The organism is Paenibacillus sp. FSL R7-0210 (assembly GCF_038009085.1).
GTDB lineage: Bacteria > Bacillota > Bacilli > Paenibacillales > Paenibacillaceae > Paenibacillus_AQ > Paenibacillus_AQ silagei.
This window is the reverse complement of the sequence record NZ_JBBPAR010000001.1, coordinates 1,124,018-1,142,809: the sequence shown is the minus strand read 5'-3', so window position 1 is coordinate 1,142,809 and position 18,792 is coordinate 1,124,018. Positions and strand designations below refer to the sequence as shown.

Below are 18,792 nucleotides of genomic sequence, written 5' to 3'. Positions count from 1 at the left end.
GAATTGGAATGAATAGCATGAATATACCAAATTTTAAGTTGTTAATATATGGTTGAATGCGCCAAAATATTGAGATATACTAGGGTGGATTCCAGTCATCCAACATAAGGAAGCAGGAAACGGAGGTTTGTTTATGGAAGCTTTTCCGGTATTTACGGGGGATTATTTATTCGACTCCTCTTCACCCGTACAAATGCTCCTGACTCAAAATACGGTCACTTCCGTACGTCATCAGCACGATTTCGTAGAGCTGGCCTACGTGGTTCAAGGGACAGGCATTCATCTGGCAGGTGAGGATAAAATGCAGGTGGTGCAGGGGGATGTTCTAGTGATTCCGCCGGGGATATCCCATGTCTTTCATCCGCAGGATCTGAGCGGTACCGAGCCGCTGCTGATCCTGAATTGTATGCTCAGGCCCGGGCTTGACAGTGTGCTCAGAGAGCTGCCGGGTCCCTTATCCGAAGAGGCCCTCTTGCCGCTGCTTAAGCTTCTGGAGGTGCGGCAATGGTTCGGATACAGGGAGAAGAATAAGGAAATTCTCTTCCTGCTCGGGCGGCTGCAGGGGATGCTGAACTCTGGCCCGCTTATGGATGAGCAGCGTCTATACCCGCCGCTGCTGGAGCTGGCCAAGCTGATTATGCCCGCAGCAGACACTCCCTTCGCCGAACGCCCGGGACCGCAGTATGACCCGCTGCATGATGTCCTCCTATATATGATCAGTAACTATAGTGAGCGGATCACGCTGAATGAGATGAGCCGCCAGCTTGCGGTGAGCTCCCGCCAGTTCCAGCGGCTGCTTAAGAATAAGACCGGCAGGTCCTACATCCAGATCTTCCAGGAGATCCGGATGAAATACAGCTGTATCCTGCTCCTGTTCACGAAGCTTGGCGTCCAGTCCGTGGCCCTTGAGGTCGGCATTTACGACATGAAATACTTCTACCGGCTCTTCCGCGAATTCAGCGGCATGACTCCCGCTTCTTATCGCGACCGGCTGCACAGCCACTTCTGCTCGGCGAAGGAGATGATGAGCAGTGTTGAACATTGCTCCTGTTAAAAGTACCCACTACCCTAAGCTGCGCAGCTGTATTGATGATTGCATCCAGTCTGTAGCACAGTGGCAGGGACTGGACAGCAAAGGCATGTACGGCGATGCCTGGCAGATGTTCCTGGATGAGCCGCAAGCCCCGGACCAGCCTTTGATTGAGCGGATACGGCTGCCCCGGATCAATACCGGCTATCTGTCCGCGTATCATGGCCTTACCTTCAGTTATATAGAACGGACTGAACCGGCAATGGATAGAAGCTATATGCTTGACCTGCTGGAGAATCAGCTGTCCTCAGGCATGCCGGTTCTGGTTGGCTTCGATTCCTATGACTGTCCCTGGTGTGTAGCCTACCGCAGGCTGCATACGAGCCATGCCTGTCTTGCCGTGGGCCTGGACAGGGAGAAGAGTCTGATCTATCTAACGGATGCTTACTATGGCAAGGATCTTGAAGTGATAGATTTCAGCATCCTTGAAGGGGCCTGTCATTTCTATGCTTTATTCGGGCGGTGCGAAGTCTCACGTTCCTGCTCAGATTGGCAGACGATCCTTCAAGAGGTGCTTACCAGCCCAGCCCAACAGATTCGGCCGGATCAAGTGGGCGTCCAGCTCAGGGCGTATGCCCAGGCCTATCTGGAAATAGGGATACAGCCTGATAACTCACCCGAAGCCAGTTCGGCCTTCAAAATCTATGCCAACGCCTTGCCGATCAGCCGAATCCGGTTCAGCCAATTCCTGCAGCTGCTGGAGCGCGAAGGCCCGGCGCCTGCTCTCTCCCGGGCGGCTGAAGGCTACCGTCAGGCAGGCGAGCAGTGGGATCTGATCAATCAGTTCATGATTAAGGGGATGTGCTCGGGCAACAAGCCCGCCGCGCGGGTGAAGCTTCACAGGAATATGTGTGAGATCATCCGCCTGGAAGAACAGCTTCTGGAGGAACTGGTAGATTTGGCTATGACTACGCAGCCTAGCAGATAGCTCCTCTACCATACAAAACAAATAGAGCAGCGGCCCCCAACCGGGAACCGCTGCTCTGCTCTTGTTAACCTAACTATACTGCTACTTGCGCACCGAGAGGACGAACCGCTCCAGCGCGCTTATATCCGTAATGCTCTGATTGCAGCCCTGATTATCCAAACATACGTACTGGCCCACGGAAGCAAAATTATCTGCCGCCGCCAGCTCCGGCTTGGTCTTGACGGTCAGGAAGGCAAGCTCCTGCTGCCGGTTGCAGAACAGGCAGTAGCCCTTCTTATGCATCGGCAGCATCCGGCCTTCCACACCAATGAACTGCCCTTCATGCGGATAGACGATGAACAGCTTGTTCGTGGCGATGTCCGCCCAGGCCAGATACGTGACATAACGGAAATCAAAGGACTGCAGGTCAGGCAGCTTCATCTTTTTATTCTTGGGAAACAGCTTCTGAATCTGCTTCAGCGTAATTGGCGGAAACGGCTCCAGATAAGGCTCCAGCCCGCTGGTATACTGCTGGAAGTCCTCGGCCTTCTCGAAGGTGGAGATGGCCCGCAGCATCTGCTCCTGCTCGGCGGTCAGTGAAGCGAAGGCTCCCGTCACGTTGAGCTCGGCGCTGTATCTTACGGTCTCCAGGACACGGCGGTCCGCTACCGAACGCAGTGTTTTCAGCACAAAATCCGCTTGTTTCTTAATATAATTATATTGATGGTTTCTAATAAATGTTGGTTTCACAGCTCTTCAGCCCCTTATTATTATTGATTACAGCAATAAGGTGCAGAGCCTGCGATTAGAAACGATAATATCTGTTTGGGCGATCAAGATTGTCCTGCCGCGCCCCACGCAAAGTATCGCCCCGGATCAGGCTCTGCATGAGGACTCCCTAGCTAATGAGCAATTCGTTGCCATCCGTGTAACCCCCTATCAACTAACCTGCCAAAAGTATAGCAGGAAATTACGAATGGAACAATTCCAAATCCTATAGGTGCACAGCAGATGCCCTGGGATGACGGCGGATGGTGGAGCCGGTTTTTACTGTTTATTTTATAGCAGGAGGGTATTAAAAGATTCCGCATCCAGCTCCAGCTTGTAATGCGTGCCGTCATTCGAGAGGGTAACCGTCCGCGATTCCTTGAACGGATTGGCAATGACTAGGACCCTTCTGCCCTCCGGCGTCTCGAAGGCGACTGCATTTCCGCTCCATTTGCCCTTGAGGCCGATTCGGCTGGAGCCGGGACTCACGAAATGGGCGAAATGCTTCATGACATAGAACTCAGGATTGTACACTGCCTTGACGCCTCCAGGGTCTACAGTAATCATGGAGTTCTGTTCCCATCCCCACGTACTGCGCCCCTTAGGCAGCAACACCATATTCCAGTAGATATACGCGTTCACGCCGTTAGTGAAATAATGCTGATACAGGTTGAATATATATTTGGCATAAAACCAGGTGTTCTCCCCGTCCCCGCACTCATTCTCCGTCTGCATATAACGCAGTTCAGGATAGGCCTGTACCGTACGCTGGATGCCGTATTTGCCTGCCCACTGGTAGCCGACTCCCTTCACATACTTGTAAGCTTCAGGATCACTTAATACTGTATGGGCATAGGCATCGAAGCTGCTGTCCTTCTTCTTCATCCACTCGTCCCAAGGCTCCGGCGCGTTGATCGTGCCCAGCCAGATCTCCGTAGCAAGTCCATGCTGTTCAAAAGCCGGCCCCAGATAATCCCGGATGAATTCCAGCAGTTGCCCGCCGGTCCATACGCAGGAAGGGAATTTCTGATCGGCCACCACTTCGTTCTGTACATGTACCTGATGAATGGTAATTCCCTCTTCAGCATAAGCCTGGACGAACTTCACAAAGTAGAGCGCATAGGCCTCCAGAATATCCTTCTCCCAGCGCAAGCTGCCGTAATTGTAGACGCGCGGGAATTTCATCCACGTTGGCGGACTCCAGGGGGAAGCGAATAATTTCAGCTCCGGGTTCAGCTTGAGAGCCTCGCGGATATAGGGGATCAGATACTTCCGGTCCCGCTCGATGGAGAAATGCTCCATGGCATAATCGCCGTCGGTCTCATTCAGGCTGTACCATTCCAGGGCATAGTCGCTGGCCCCGATCGGCAGGCGGCAAATGCTGAACCGGTGATCCCCTTCCGGGTGAAACAGCGAATGCAGCACAACGCTTCTGTCCTCGTCTGTGAGGAGATTGAGCGCCTCGAACCCCAGCTCATTGAAGCATCCGCCGAACCCTTCGATATTCTGATGCAATTGTCCGGTGAACGCCAGATCCACTGCTTCGGCAGTGGTGGCTTCCAGGGGATGGGATACCCAAGGCTCATTTTCTGTACTCGATATCCATACTTGTCCTGTCACGTCCACGCTTATGCCTCCAATGCTGTAGATGTTCTCCAGTGTTATGTTTATTTAATAATCATAACGCCCCAAGCACCAAGCGTAAGTTCTTCATCCTGCGCTACTGCATTGCCGGACAACAGCTCCTGACCGGCTTCGTACGGATATTTGAAGCTGAGCGGCTGGGCTGAGTAGTTGTAGTAGTAACGGATAGTATTGCCCTGGCGGTTCACGCCGGACTTCACGATGAGCGGGAACGACAGCTGCTGGTCCGCTCCCCATAACCCGGCCAGCTGGAGCGTATCGCGCAGGATCTCCGCAAGTGCGGCAGGTCCGGTCATACAACCGATGTAGGTGGCTGTTCCTTCGCCGAAGGTATTTCGGGTGACGGCTGCATATTCGCCCCACTGGGGATGATCGTAGCTGGCCAGCACCTCCGCTGAACCGGGAACAATCATCTCCATCCAGGTGCGGACGGTGTGAACGCCTGCTTCGGCTCCCTCAGGGAACAGCTTGCCGGTAAGTCCCGTAACCGCATTCGGTGTGGCAAAATGACTGTAGGCAATCCCGCAGGCCTCATGAATGATCCCGGGTTGTGCGGTATGACGAACCTTCACCTGTTCATCGGTGAACCCGCTCTTGAAGGAATAGACTACATGGCCGCCGCTGCGGACGTAGTCATTCAACTGCTGCAGCGCTTCATCGGAGACGGCGTATAACGCAGGAACCACAACCAGCTCATACTCGCTTAGGCGCGGGCTGCCCGGCTGGATGAAATCGCAGGCGATGTTCATTTTATAGAGCTCATCGTACATCCAGCGGACCACATCATTATAGATCAATCCTCCCGGCAGCTTGAACCATTCGATCGCCGACAGCGCTTCATTGCTGACCATAACGGCCACCTTACTGGTCTTCTTCAGTCCGATCAGCTGGTCGCTTAACCGCTTGAAGTCCGCGCCGATAGTCATAGCTTCCTTATACACCGAGTTAGGCAGGAAGTCATGGCTGAGCAGCCCCTTCCAGTAGGTCTCAAAGGAGTTATGAATCGAATGCCAATGCCAGTAAGCGACCATCGAAGCCCCTGAGCCCAGATGGCTGAATGCCAGCTGCCGCAGCTGTCCTGGATATGGCGTCCACTCCGGGAACGCTTGCGCCTGCGTCTCCAGCACGAAGTAATTATCCTGCTTCAGCGAGCGGATCAGATCTCCCCCGAAGGCAATCTCGGCACCGGTCAGCTGGTCCTGGGACGGATGATAAATATCTGTACCGGCAATGTCAAAAGGCTGCGAAGCCGCAAAGTGGTCTACCGAAGGCTGAACACCGAAGGAATAGCCCCGCCACTCGAAATCGAAGTTATGTGTGGTGAACTGCCCCGGCTGCTTATACTCATTCACAATTCCGACCTGCCACGTCAGGAACTCATTCACCAGTCCCCGCTGGAACCGGGCGAATTCCGCACCCAGACTGCCGTTGATTGTCCCTGTCATGGACGGGAAGTCCTCCCAGCTGTCGATCCGGTTACTCCAATAATCCAGACCGAACTGGTGGTTGATGGCTTCGAGCGTTCCGTAGGTTTCCCTCATGTATTTGACGAAGCTAAGCTGGACGTTCGGTCCGGCTGTCTCATAATGCTTGGTCTCATTATCGATCTGGTAGCCAATCACCGCCGGATGCTTATGTACCACAGCCATTAGCTTGCGGATGATCCGCTCCGCGTAGAACAGATACGCCGGACTGGTGATATCCATAATCTGTCTGGCACCATATTTGCCTTCCCCGTTCACGGTGACCGCCAGCACCTCCGGGTGCTCCTTGACCATCCAGGCCGGAACCGCATAGGTAGGTGTTCCTACAATGACATGAATTCCGGCCTCATGCATCGCATCCAGCACTCTACGTACAGAGGAGAAGTCGAATACCCCGTTCTGCGGCTCATGTGTGCTCCAGGTGGATTCGGCAATCCGGACGGTATTAATGCCCGCATCCTTCATCATTTGGATGTCCTGCGCAAGACGGTCATAAGGCATGTATTCATCATAATAAGCAACGCCGTATAACAAGTGATCCATTATAATCCTCCTAAGAGTTTTGATAGCATACACATCCTGAATCTCTTCGCAAAACTGGCTCGGAAGCATTCGCTTAGAGTTTTGATAGCATACGCTTAGAGTTTGGTCCGCTTTAAGATCAGCCTTTTACCGCGCCCGCAGTAACGCCCTTGGTAATCTGTTCGTTGAAGATAGCGTAGATGACAATAGCCGGGATCGAGGTCAGCACCATGACCGCAAATTGTGAGCCGTAGTCTGAGGAATACTGGCCGGCGAAGTTCATGACCGAGAAGGGCAGCGTCTTCAGCGCATCTTTACTGAGGAAGGTCGAGGCCATAATGAATTCATTCCAGCAGTTCAGGAACGTTGTAACGATGACCGTAACCAGTGCAGGCGCGGTAAGCGGTGCAATGATCTGGAAGACAATCCGGTAAATATTCGCGCCGTCTACCACGGCGGACTCTTCCATTGCTCTAGGAATGCTACGCATGAAGCCGGTCAGGATAAAGGTTCCCAGCGGTACAGACACTGCGGTGTATGGCAGGATCAGCCCGAGATAGGAATTCGTCAAGCCCAGCGCCTTGAAGATGGCAAAGTTAGGCAACAGGGTCGCATGAATCGGAATCATAATCCCCAGCAGGATAATGGTGAAGAAGACTGAGCGCAGCTTCCACTGCATCCGGGTAAAGGCATAGCCGAGCGTAAGGGACAGAATCACCGTTAACAGAATGGTTACGGAGGTAACGAAGGCGCTGTTAATGAAGTAGCGCAGGAATTTGCCGTCCACCCAGGCATTGATATAGTTCTGCCACTGGGGGTCACTCGGCCATTTCAGGACGCTGGAGGAGTAGAATTCATTGCTGCTGAGGAATGAGAAATCTACCAGCCAGATGAGCGGGAACAGCTGAACCAGGGCGACGATCAGGAAGAACACCCATAGTATGGTTTTTGTGCTTTTTGTCATGGTGAGTCCTCCTTAGAATTCCGTCGCATCACTGCGGGTCAGTTTGTTACTGAGATAGGTGGCAAGCAGGCAGACAATAATAAACAGAATCGAGATGGCGTTGGCATAACCGTATTGGCTTGCCGAGAACGCCTTGTTATAGAGATACACGGCCAGGAATTGGGTGGAATCGCCGGGACCGCCGTTAGTGGTCAGGAACACGGTCTCCATCTGTTTCAAGGCGGTAATCATAGCCAAAGTAATCTGCACCGTAATAACCGGTGACAGCAGCGGAACGGTAATCCGCCAGTGCAATCGGAAGCCGGAGGCTCCGTCCAGTGAAGCGGCTTCATACATATCATCGGGAATGCCTTTGAGTCCTGCATAATAGAACAGCAATCCCCAGCCGAAGCCGGCCCAGATCAGGATGAATAACATGGAGACGAGCGCAGTGCTGCTGTCCCCCAGCCAAGCGTGCTTAAGGAAGCCGAGTCCCAGGGAATCCAGCATTTTGTTGAAGGCGCCGAAGGTCGGGTCAAGCAGGGATAACCACATTTTTGAAATAACGACTACAGAAATGACACATGGGATGAAGAAAATCGTTCTGAACCACTTCTCTGCCTTACCGCCCAGGCGGTCCAGCATAATGGCAAAAAAGATGGCAATCGGATGTTGGATCAGGATAAAGCCCAAACCGAGCAGTACGGCATTTCTAAGTGCCAGCCAGAACCTGGAATCGTGAAACAGCAGCTCTGTATAGTTGGCGAATCCGATGAATGCCGAGGGTGTTCCCGGAGACAAAGTGTCTCTGAACGAGTAATATGCGCTGAGCACAATTGGCACAAGAAAGGTCAGGGCGAACAGGAGAATCCCCGGAAAGACGAACAGAAAGATTGCCATTTTGTTGTTAAATACTTTTTGCATGGAACTCCAACTCCATCCTTAAGATTAGAGAGGGGCAAGAATGCTTCCCGCCCCGTCTCCTTTCATTCTCTATAGTGGTGATCTGTTATTGTGTTTCCGCAGCCTTTTGAAGATCGGCCAGCAGCTGTTCAGGTGTTGACCCGCCAGCGAAGAACTTGCCGAAGGCATTCTGTGCATCATCCTTGAACTTAGGTGTACCGGAGTCAAGGGCGATAGAACCCGCTGTGCTGGTAGCCCCGGTCAGAACTTCAGTCAGTTGCTTCTGCAGCTCGCTCTCTTTGCCGGTAAGCTCATATTTCTGTGCCGGTACAGCCGCTCCGGTATCCCATACAATCTTGGCCCATTGATCGGCAGACATCATATAATCGAAGAACTTCTTGGCTTCTTCAGGATGCTTCGAGCTGCTCACCAGTGAATATCCTCCGCCATTCCAGGCCAAAAGATCGGTGTCCTTGCCTTTGCCGCCTTCGACAACCGGGAATTTCAGTACATTCACATTGTTGCGGAAGTCTTCCGGCAGCTTGTCATTCGTTGCCATCCCTGCTTCCCAGGAGCCCATATACCACATAGCAGCCCGGCCTTGCGTGAACAGGTTCTGGGAAGCGCCGTAGTCCGCTGTCATGAACGATTCCTGGAACAGCTTGGTGTCTCTGGCCTGGGCCAGCAGCTCAGCAGCTTTGGTGAAATTCTCATCGCCAGTGAAATTCTTCTTCTTCGCTACCGCATCCAGCATCAGGTTCTGATCGCCGGTGAGGCGTACGACAAGATCCTGGAAGAAGGCCGCGAAGCTCCACAGGTCCTTACCGTTCATCGACATCGGCTCAATGCCTTTGGCGCGGAACTGCTTGCCCGCTTCCAGCAGCTCGGCATAGGTGGTAGGAATCTTGATGCCGTTGTCATCGAACAGCTTTTTGTTATAATAGATCACTTCATAGTCACTGTTGCGGGGCAAGCCGTAGAGCTTGTCGTTAAAGGTGAATGATTTGTAGACGCCCGGCAGGAATTTGTAGGTGTCCCCTTCGTATTCTGCAGGGTTCAGCTCTTTCACATAGCCGGCTTGTACCAGCGTATTCAGCTCTGCTCCGCCGTGAACCATGGTCACATCCAGCGCTTCGTTGGAGGCCATGTACGCCTTCAGCTTGTTTTTGAACGGCTCCTCGGCGAGGGTCTCGATATCGATCTTGACATTGGGGTTCGCTTTGATATAGTTGTCGATTACCATTTGCTCTGCCAGCCCCTGGCCGGATTTACGGTCGGGAAGGTTCGAGAACAGACGCAGCGTTACTTCCTTGTCCGCAGAGCCGGTTGTACCGCCGTTCGTGCTGCTGCCTGCATTATTGTTCTTGTCATTGCCGCCTCCGCATGCGCTAAGCACCGAGACTGCCGCAAGGGCCGTAACCAGCAGTATATTACGTGTGGATTTTGAATTCATAACCATGTCATTTCCCCCTAATTGTTATTGATCGTGGGTTGCTTTCTTTGTTTCTGAACACATCGTACCAGAGCACTAGAGTCAGGGTCAGTAGAGAAAAAGAGAGTAATGTTGAAAATTGTCGACTTCGCTTGTCAGCTCCCTTGTGTATATTCGGCATTACGCATAAGATAAAAATCAAAAAGGTTAGTGATCCTGTGCTGCGCTACTACTTGAATATGAACCTGCGATACAAGATAACCATACTGATCTTCCTGCTGATCACCGGGGTGGCCTGCACACTGGGCGCATACTCCTATAAGATCTCCAAGCAGCAGATTATCAATAAGGTGAGCAATTCAAACCAGAGTGTGCTCAAGCAGATCGACAGTAATCTCGCCCGTATGCAAAAGACGTTAGCCGACTGGGTCACGGTATTCAGCCTCGCTCCAGTCGTTCAGGACACTCTGCGGAGCAATACCCCGGATTCGGCGAAGATCGAGAACCAGCTCTATAACGGACCCACCGCGTCGATCATGAACCAGATGCTGGTGACCGGAAGCTTCGACTATCTGGCTCTGTACGGCAGCTTGTCCGAGCCGCTGTTTCAGGTTGCCACCGATGACAGCAGCGGTGCGTATAGTTTGAGCAAAATTACCTCAAATGATACTTATAAACAGACCGTTGCCTTAAACGGTGCCTCCTACTGGTTCCCGCTGACAGAAGAGAATAACGTATTCATTCAGACTAACCGTAATGACAAGCTCGGCATGACCCGGATTATCCGCGATATTGTGAACGGGAACCGGATCGGCTTTGTATTCGTCGGCATTAATCTGGAGACCATCCGCAGAACCTATCTGACGAATCTGTATGACAAGGATCACGGCATCCTCATTCTGAGTGAACAGGGCGCACAGCTGCTGTCGGCAGGCAAAGAGACCTATAGCCCCGAAGCCGTAGACTTCGTGATGAAGCAGGCCAATGCCGGCATTCTCTCCGGCAACACCATCGTCAGCCTGGAGGGCAAGGATACGCTGCTGAATTACAACATCAACGAGGATGGCTGGATCACCCTGTACAGTGTTCCGCTCCGTTCGTTGACCCAAGAGCTTAATTCCATTAAATCGGCAGTGCTTGTGATGGTATTAGCCAGCCTGGTGCTTAGCATTCCCTTGCTGATGTTCTTCTCCTCCTTCCTGACAGCGCCGATCAAGACGCTGCTGCTGTCGATGCGGCGCTTCCAGAACGGGCAGTTCGAGGAGAAGGTGGAGATCAAATATTGGGATGAGATCGGCCAGCTGAGCCGGGGCTACAATAATATGGTCGGCAACATCAAAGCGCTGGTGGACGATGCCTATCTGCTGAAGCTAAAGGAGCAGGAAGCGGAGCTGAAGGCGCTGCAATCGCAGATCAACCCCCATTTTCTGTACAATATGCTCGACACGATCTTCTGGGAGGCGGAGGCGGCAGGGCAGGACAAGATCAGCGAGATGGTGATCAACCTCTCCCGGCTGTTCCGGTTAAGTCTGAACCAGGGCAAGAGCTTCACCAGCGTAGCCAAGGAAAAAGAGCTGATTGAGCTGTATCTGTCGCTCCAGAAGATGCGGTTCCAGGAATCGCTCGAGTATGTGATCGACATTCCTGAGGAGCTGTACGCCTATGTCATCCTGAAACTCAGCCTGCAGCCGTTCATTGAGAACGCGCTGATCCACGGCATTGAACGCAAGCGCGGCGGCGGACGGGTAAGCATCAGCGGACAACGCCGCGGAGAGAAGCTGATCTTCGTGATTGAGGATAACGGGAGCGGCATGAACGAGGAGACGCTGCAAAAGATTCTCAGCATGCCTGATGAGACGGATGTCTACACGGCCCGGGATGTCGGTGGCTATGCGGTGCAGAATGTCCAGGCACGGCTGAAGCATTTTTATAAAGGTGACTATGCCTTGAACTATTCCAGTGTCCCCGGAGAAGGCACGCGGGTGGAGATCGTAGTTCCGGTGATTGTAACTGACATGCAAGAATAGACGAAGCCAGAGCGAATAAACAATACGAATACAGATTGGAGGGGATGTCCCTTGTATAATATGATTATTGTGGATGATGAGGAGCGGGCGCGGGTAGGCATAAGGACCCTGATTGACTGGCATTCGCACGGCATCCATATTGCAGGCGAAGCCAGAGACGGTCTTGAGGCACTTGAACTCCTGGATAGCTATGCCGTCGATATCATGCTAACAGATATCCGGATGCCGCAAATGGACGGCCTGGAGTTAATCAAGGTTGTCTCCGAGAAATACCCCAGCGTCAAATCGGTCATTATGAGCGGATACGATGATTTCGCCTATGCCCAGCAAGCCATAAGATCCGGGGTCAGTAACTATCTGCTGAAGCCGAGCCGCCGGCAGGAGATTCTGAGCACGGTTCTGGCCATCACGGAGCAGATTCAATCCGAGAAGCTGGAGATTACCACGCTTGAGCATCTGCGGCAAGGGTTCCGGGAGAGTCTACCCCTGCTGAAGGAAAAGACGTTAAGCCAGCTCATTCTCACCGAGAGTCCCGCGTATTCCCGGCTGCTGGCTAATCTGAAGATGAACCAGCTGGTTTTCCCCTATTTGCTGTACGGCATCATTCTGCTGCGCATCGACAATTTCCAGCTGCTGCATGAGAAGTATATGCATGAGGATACGGAGCTGCTGAAGTACGGGCTGAAGAATATTTGCGAGGAGTCGCTGCCGGAGGCTGTGCTCTGCGTTGCCTTCGAGCATCAGGACGATATTGTGCTAATTCTCAATATGGACGAGCTGCCGGATCAGGAGGAATTAAGCGGTTATATCCGGATTATTCAGGAGAATATCGCCAGCTTCCTGAAGTTCACCGTATCCGCCGGGATCGGAAGTATTGACAAGAATATTGAGCATCTGCGCCACTCGTTCGTGGAGGCTTGCCAGGCCTTGAATACAACCAACTACACCGGAATTGCTAAAATCGTGGAGTACAGTGGCGAATTCGATGCCGAGTCCTCTCAATCCTCCTATCCCCTGCATGAGGAGCAGGAGGTGCTGAAGGCGGTACGCGGCGGTTCTCCCGGGGACATCGCCGATAAGCTCACGCTGTTCAATGTAGCCCTGCAGCCTGAGACGGTGTCCAGGGACCAGGTGATCAAATCGAGCTTCGCCCTGTTCTTCGCGCTCTATAAATTATGCATCGAGAACAATGTCAACGTGAACAAGGTGTTCGGGCAGAATCTGACCGAGCTGATCCATGTCCTGTCCCGGTCCAGTCTGGATAATCTGTTCCAGTCGCTGTTAGAGACGGCCCAGCGGGTCAGTGAGCATCTGACGTCCAAGAAGAACAGCAACAAGCTGCTCGAAGCGGCCAAGGGCTATATCGGCGAGCACTTCATGAAGGATATCAACCGCGAGATCGTCGCCAGGGAGATCTACATTACCCCGGGATATTTAAGCCTGCTGTTCAAGCAGCAGCTTAAGATCAGCTTCATCGATTATCTGCACAAGGTCCGCATCGAGCATGCCTGCCTGCTATTCAAAGATCCCGGAATGCGGATCGAGGATATCGCGCTGCAGTCCGGGTATAATGATACGAAATATTTCTATCAGGTGTTCAAAAAGTATAAAGGTCTCACGCCCAATCAGTTCCGCAGCAATACGGAGTAAATGGCTAACTGCTCTTACGGCCCGCCCCACTCTCTGCACCGGATGCTTCATATGCGTGCAGGGTGTGGGGCGGGTTTGTTTGGGGAGGTTGGATTGGGTCTGGCTTTTTCTTGTTTCAAGCTCCTCATTGGCTCACACGACGCACCCCGTCCAATTGTGATAGGTTTTTAACATACATTTTGGTCCATGCGCTGCTCCTAGCTCAATTGTGATCGGTTTTTCGATTACATTCGGTCCACTCGCCGCATCCAGTCCAATTGTAATCGGTTTTTCGATTACATTTGCCCCACTCGCCGCATCCAGGCCAATTGTGATCGGTTTTTAACATACATTTTGGTCCACGAGCCTCGAAAGGCCAGCAGCCTCTCCAAAGGAAAGCTGCTGGCCTGCTTGTATGTTGGTGGCACTAAAGAGCCAATGTTGAGTTATTGACCGAAATTGCTGTACTATGACCAAAATGCTGTGTTTTCGCACCATATTTCTGCTCATTGCACCGGAATACTAACCTCAGTCCCGCCGGAGGTTAGCACCGTAATACGCTCTCCATCAAGTTTAACATTGAGCAGCTCTTCAGGAGTCTGTTCCAGAATCAGGCCGAGTTCCTTTGCCCCATCTGCCAGCGGCGCAGATGAAGGGTCGCCGTACACAGCAGAAGCCAGCCAATGCACCCCAGGCTCAAGCGAAGCGGTCAGGGTAGGCAGCACTGTCCGGGGACGAAGCAGGTTCGTATTCGCATTGGGCCAGATCAGCTCGGCCTTGGAGTAGCCCTTCAGCCCCTTGATGCCACTCGTTCCCCATGCTGTAGCTGCCGCTGCGCCCATTCCGCTGAGCTGCTGAGCAGGCTCCGCCTCTTGACCCAGCGCGAATCCGCCCTCGGCGGCATCCAGGGCACGGCCCGTCTCGATCCGGTGAATCCGGATATGCCACGGCAGACCCGCTACCACCCATGTGCGTACCTCAACATCAGCCCAAGGCTTCCAGACGGACCGCAGGACGTTGTCCGTAATCTCTGATTCCAGATTCTGCCGCCGAACGCGGTACAGATTGTCTCCGCCTTCGCTGAGCGCAAGCATGGAATCATAGGCTCCCTGCGGCAATCCCCATTCTGAGCGGGGAACGCTGAACCCGAAGCCTGTGGAATAGACGAATTTCTCGTATTTGGCCGAGGTATGGGTATGCTCATTGGTGGACAGATGCCCGCTGTTGAAGGCGGCCACATGACCGGAAGCCGGTTCGCGGACCAGAACCAGATGCGGCGGATGCTGCACCGTCACAGCCGGAAGCTCCGGCAGCGGCAGCTCCGGTTCGCTCCAGAACGGATGCTCCGCGCCGAGGGCAAGCGGCAGGAAGGTCTTCAGCGCCCAGTAAGGCGAGCCGGGAGCATTATAATTCTCCGCCATGACCAGATTCGGATACGTGTATCCGATGGTCAGCACGCCGGCTGCATCGAAGATAGGCTGGCGGAACCACCAGCGCAGGTTGCGCAGGACGATGCCTTTGACCACACCGGCAGAGAAGCCTTCCACCTCTGCATACGCCAAGGCGCTCCAGAAGGCAGACTGGGCGAACCGGTACGCCAGACTGCGGCCATAGGGAAGCGCAGCGCCGTCCGGGGCGAACCAGCCCATGAATTCAGCCGCGAACAGCCGGGCGCGTTCTTTGAACAGACGGGAACGCTCCGGGTCCTCCCGCTCCATCAGCTTGGCATACAGCAGCGAATAGTAATGGATGGCGAAGGGCCCATAATAATCGCAGTGTCCGCCAACACCGTCACTGTACCAGCCTTCACCCAGATAAAAGGCATCCATCCGCTCCAGATTCCGCTCCAGTTGAATCGCATCATAAGGCCGTCCTACTGTGCGGAAGCCGACATTCACCAGCACATTGAAGAACAGCCAGTTGCAGTCGTAGCAGGGACGGGAATTGATCTGGTTCAGCCAGCTGTACAGATGCTCCTGCTCCTGCGGAGCAAGCGGGGACCAGAGATGCTCCGGCACAGCCGCCAGCACGAAGCCGAAGGCGGCCATCTCGACCAGACGCTGGTCATAGTCCCTTACATCACCCCAATATTCCTCATGGGCCGGATCGGTGCCGTGCCGGATGCCGTCCAGCACAGTGGCCCATAGTTCACTGTTCCCGCCTCCGGCGAGCAGTGGAATTAGTCCCCAGAGCACCCGGGAGAAGCCCTCCATTCCGGCGGTGGCTGACGGATAGCTCGCTCCCGTAATCCCGATCTCAAGTCTTGCGCTGCCTCTGCTATAGAGCGACCGAAGCGGCTCTGTCAGCTGCTCAAGGGCAGCCAGCAGGTCGTCCCGGGTCTTCAGCGGATTGCTCTGAATCCCCAGCTTGCCCGTCGCCGGATCGCCTGTCCCCAGATTTCCAATTCCCCGAGTCATCTTGTTGTTCGTCATTATCGTACTCCTCCTACTCCCAATAGAACGGGCCTGCTCCCTTAATCCGGGCCAGTGCCTCAACATAGAAGAAATCCCCGTAGATCAGCGGCACATCGATATTCCGGTCTTCAGGATAGTTACTGGTGCCGTGAAGCAGCAGGCCTTGTTCGCCGGGATTGTCCCAAGTTCCGTAATTGCGGTAGAGAGATTCCGTGATTCTAAGCGCCCCGTTCCGGTAGACAGGAGCCTCTGATTCTTCCACCAGCCCGGCCAGCAGCAAGAGACCGCTTGCGGCGCATGAACCGGCCGAAGAATCGCGAATCTCGCCAACATCGCCGGGAGCGCGGAAATCCCAATGCGGCACCTGATCCTCCGGCAGCCGGGTCAGGAAGAAATGCGCAACCTGCTTGGACGCATGCAGGTAGCTAAGCTTGCCCGTATGGTGATAGGCCAGCGCCAGCCCGTATAGTGCCCAAGCCGCGCCGCGCGACCAGGCCGATTCCGGCGCATAGCCCTGTCCGCCCAGCTTCTCTGCCACTTCGCCCGTCTCCGGGTTGAAGTTGACAATATGATAGACGGAGCCGTCCGGCCGGATGAAATGCTCCAGCACCGTATCCATATGTGCCTCCGCGATATGCCGGTAACGCGGGTCTCCCGTGACTTCGGAGGCCCAGAACAGCAGGCTGGTGTTCATGCTGCAGTCAATAATGGCGACCCCGCTGTTGTCCTCGCCTTCTCTCCAGGGATTCCAGGCCCGGATATAGCGGCCCTTCAGGTTGAAGCGGGCGGCCAGATAGTTGGCGGCCTTCAGCCCGCGGACCCTTGATTCTTCTCTGCCCGTCAGCTTGTAATTGGCGACGCTGGTCAGCAGCCACATGAAGCCAAGGTCATGATCCAGCTTCACGTAGCCGTCCAGCACCTCATCCAGCCGCTCTTCGCAGCGCTCGGCTACTGCCTTCAGGCTCTCATCGCCGCTCTCGGCATAGAGCTGCCAGAGCATGCCCGGCCAGAAACCGGCAGTCCACCAGCTTGGCACTTCCAGGACATATTTGCCGCCTTGACTGGCATGCGGGAACTCCGCCCCGATGCTGATACTGTTCGTTCTCGTCTTCTCCAGTGCCTTACTCCAAGCCTCATCTACCCAAGCCTGATCTATGGTTCTGTTCATTTGAATCCCGCCTTTGTGTGAATGTTGTACCCGTGCCGTGCATCTTATATAAACTCAAAAGCAAACACCAATACGCCCTCTGCTCCGGGCTGGAGAACCTGAAAGTCCAGACTATGCCACACCTTGTCCTGGCCATAGTGATCCTGGTACACATGTGCGGTAATCTCAGGCCGGACGATCTGCGGATTATAGGTTACCTCAACGCCGCTCCCCTCAGCAGCTCCCGGCAGCCATACGCTCCCCGGTTCCCGCACCTCCGGTCTGCGCCACGTTACGAACCGTTCCGTCCAGCTTGCCGGAGCTCCGTCATACCGGTAAGTGTCAGTCAGCTCCAGACGGGGCAGCTCCTCCTTATGCCAGACCAGCGAACGGACCAGGGATTGCAGTCCGGCTACCGGGTATGCCCGGGCCAGCTCCAGCATCAGCTCATCCTTCGCCTCCGCTGCCGATGCATACAGCACCGTTGCCTCGAACTCCCGTCCTGCCCCCTGGTACTGGCCGTCAATAATCGGCACGCTATGGCCTTGCGACCCGTTGCAGTCATAGCCGTAACGGCCGGCACCGAAATAGTCCGCCGTGTACTCTCCGCTGCCCAGATCAGCCGCGAAGATCTCCCCCCGGCCGCTCAGAATAAATTGGCCCAGGTCATTATGGTTATGCGGCTCGTCGTTATGGCCGCCCTTGGCCGCGAAGCCGAAAGCGCCCGCCCCAGAGACATGCCGCGATACGAGCCAAGCGGCATCGGGCAGATAGCTGCTGCCCGCCTCCCAGGACTCCTTCTCCTGCCCGGCTCTTGTCCAGATCAGATTGCGCAGAGCCGGTGCGAAGCGGCTGCAGTGATCCTCCGTGAACGGGGCGCGCAGCGCAGACGGCGGGCGCAGGACATCCGGATAGACGTCCGCCAGATAATGAGATAGTCCCATATGTACCCGCACCCGGGGCACTGTATCGGAGAAATTGGCGACATAGCTGCCGTCAATGAAGCATTGCTGCTGGAAGCGGGCGATCTGTGCCACCTTTTCCTGCTTGAACCAATCCAGCCGGCCTCCGCTTCTTGCACGGAGCAGATCGCTGTAATAAGTGAAATAGCCGAACCCGTAATTCCAGTAGCCCAGCCCCTCCTGGCAGGCCCCGTCTGCCCCGAAGCCCTGCAGATAATAATTCATGCTGCTCTCTGTCTTCAGCAAGATTTCCGCCAGCATGTCCTTGTCCTTCACAAGGAGCAGTGCAGCCGCACCCACAGAGCCCGCACAGACCGCCGCCCAATTGTGAGTGGAGGTCTCCCAGAAATAAGGGCCATGCGCAAGGAACGGCCGGAAGATTCTATTCTCCACCTCACTGCGTATCCGGGAGCGGAGCAGCAGCGGGAGACGCTCCCCGACCAGCAGCAGACATTCGCTTAAGGTAAAGCCCGTCTCGGCGGAGAACAGATCGATATGGCGGTTGATCTCAGCAGCCTCATGCTTCTCAGGAAGATGGGCGGGAACGCACCATGTGTACTCATCGCAGATCGCCCATAGAATATCTGTCAGTTGCTCCAGAGCTGCTGCGTTCTCCGGCTCCAGCAGACTTAGGAACACATACGTATTCAGCCTTCTTCTCCGTTCAAAATAAGGCCGCTCATACTCCAGTCTCGACCCCTTCTGCCGGAAAAGGGTAAACAGACTGTACGTCAGCAGCGGTATAGGCTGCCCTTCCAGCCTCCGTGCCTCTGCACGAATCTCACTGAGACTGGCTTGTAAAACTTGAGAAGATCCCGCCTCACTCCAAAAAGCGGCCGAATCCCCTTGCGGATAATATAAGCTGAGATCTGCCGGCTTCATGTTCTCTGCGATTGCCTTAAGTTCCTGTATGTTCATGC

General features: G+C 54.3%; 13 protein-coding genes. 4 read left to right on the top strand and 9 right to left on the bottom strand.

The window, feature by feature from the left end; genetic code table 11:
* The first annotated feature begins 133 nt into the window (after positions 1-133).
* Both MKY64_RS04790 and MKY64_RS04785 read left to right on the top strand, forming a co-directional pair.
* A complete protein-coding gene (locus MKY64_RS04790) occupies positions 134-1,054 on the top strand; it encodes an AraC family transcriptional regulator (RefSeq protein WP_340951268.1) in 921 nt (306 codons plus the stop codon).
* Positions 1,032-2,018, top strand: coding sequence for a hypothetical protein (locus MKY64_RS04785; RefSeq protein ID WP_340951266.1), 987 nt, complete (start codon positions 1,032-1,034; stop codon positions 2,016-2,018). The genes MKY64_RS04790 and MKY64_RS04785 overlap by 23 nt, the downstream gene beginning before the upstream one ends.
* Before the next feature lie 81 nt (positions 2,019-2,099).
* Here MKY64_RS04785 and MKY64_RS04780 read toward each other — a convergent pair whose 3' ends face one another.
* From MKY64_RS04780 to MKY64_RS04755, 6 genes are all read right to left on the bottom strand, one after another.
* Positions 2,100-2,747 carry a FusB/FusC family EF-G-binding protein gene (locus tag MKY64_RS04780; protein ID WP_036731637.1) on the bottom strand — a complete coding sequence of 216 codons (648 nt, stop codon included), beginning with the start codon at positions 2,745-2,747 and terminating at the stop codon, positions 2,100-2,102.
* Between the two features lie 309 nt (positions 2,748-3,056).
* Positions 3,057-4,328, bottom strand: a complete 1,272-nt coding sequence (locus MKY64_RS04775) for a glycoside hydrolase family 30 protein (protein WP_340958016.1) — start codon at positions 4,326-4,328, stop codon at positions 3,057-3,059.
* A gap of 104 nt (positions 4,329-4,432) precedes the next feature.
* On the bottom strand, positions 4,433-6,436 hold the full coding sequence (locus MKY64_RS04770) for a beta-galactosidase (protein ID WP_340951265.1): 2,004 nt from the start codon (positions 6,434-6,436) through the stop codon (positions 4,433-4,435).
* Between the two features lie 118 nt (positions 6,437-6,554).
* Positions 6,555-7,379, bottom strand: coding sequence for a carbohydrate ABC transporter permease (locus tag MKY64_RS04765; RefSeq protein ID WP_036731633.1), 825 nt, complete (start codon positions 7,377-7,379; stop codon positions 6,555-6,557).
* A gap of 12 nt (positions 7,380-7,391) precedes the next feature.
* Positions 7,392-8,282 carry a carbohydrate ABC transporter permease gene (locus tag MKY64_RS04760; RefSeq protein WP_036731631.1) on the bottom strand — a complete coding sequence of 297 codons (891 nt, stop codon included), beginning with the start codon at positions 8,280-8,282 and terminating at the stop codon, positions 7,392-7,394.
* A gap of 85 nt (positions 8,283-8,367) precedes the next feature.
* Entirely contained in the window at positions 8,368-9,720 is a 1,353-nt protein-coding gene (locus MKY64_RS04755) for an ABC transporter substrate-binding protein (protein ID WP_209871469.1), read from the bottom strand.
* Between the two features lie 191 nt (positions 9,721-9,911).
* Between MKY64_RS04755 and MKY64_RS04750 the strand changes: the two genes are divergently transcribed.
* Positions 9,912-11,720 carry a sensor histidine kinase gene (locus tag MKY64_RS04750; RefSeq protein ID WP_340951261.1) on the top strand — a complete coding sequence of 603 codons (1,809 nt, stop codon included), beginning with the start codon at positions 9,912-9,914 and terminating at the stop codon, positions 11,718-11,720.
* Positions 11,721-11,780: 60 nt separating this feature from the next.
* A complete protein-coding gene (locus tag MKY64_RS04745) occupies positions 11,781-13,370 on the top strand; it encodes a response regulator (RefSeq protein WP_339314932.1) in 1,590 nt (529 codons plus the stop codon).
* A gap of 485 nt (positions 13,371-13,855) precedes the next feature.
* On the opposite strand, the gene MKY64_RS04740 is transcribed toward MKY64_RS04745, so the two are convergent.
* The 3 genes from MKY64_RS04740 to MKY64_RS04730 are packed head-to-tail and all read right to left on the bottom strand — an operon-like array spanning position 13,856 to position 18,790.
* Entirely contained in the window at positions 13,856-15,766 is a 1,911-nt protein-coding gene (locus tag MKY64_RS04740) for a DUF2264 domain-containing protein (protein WP_340958014.1), read from the bottom strand.
* 28 nt (positions 15,767-15,794) lie between these two features.
* Positions 15,795-16,931, bottom strand: a complete 1,137-nt coding sequence (locus tag MKY64_RS04735) for a glycoside hydrolase family 88 protein (protein ID WP_339310612.1) — start codon at positions 16,929-16,931, stop codon at positions 15,795-15,797.
* A 44-nt stretch (positions 16,932-16,975) separates the two neighbouring features.
* Complete coding sequence (locus tag MKY64_RS04730) at positions 16,976-18,790, bottom strand: hypothetical protein (RefSeq protein WP_340951258.1); 1,815 nt, start codon at positions 18,788-18,790, stop codon at positions 16,976-16,978.
* Positions 18,791-18,792: the final 2 nt, after the last annotated feature.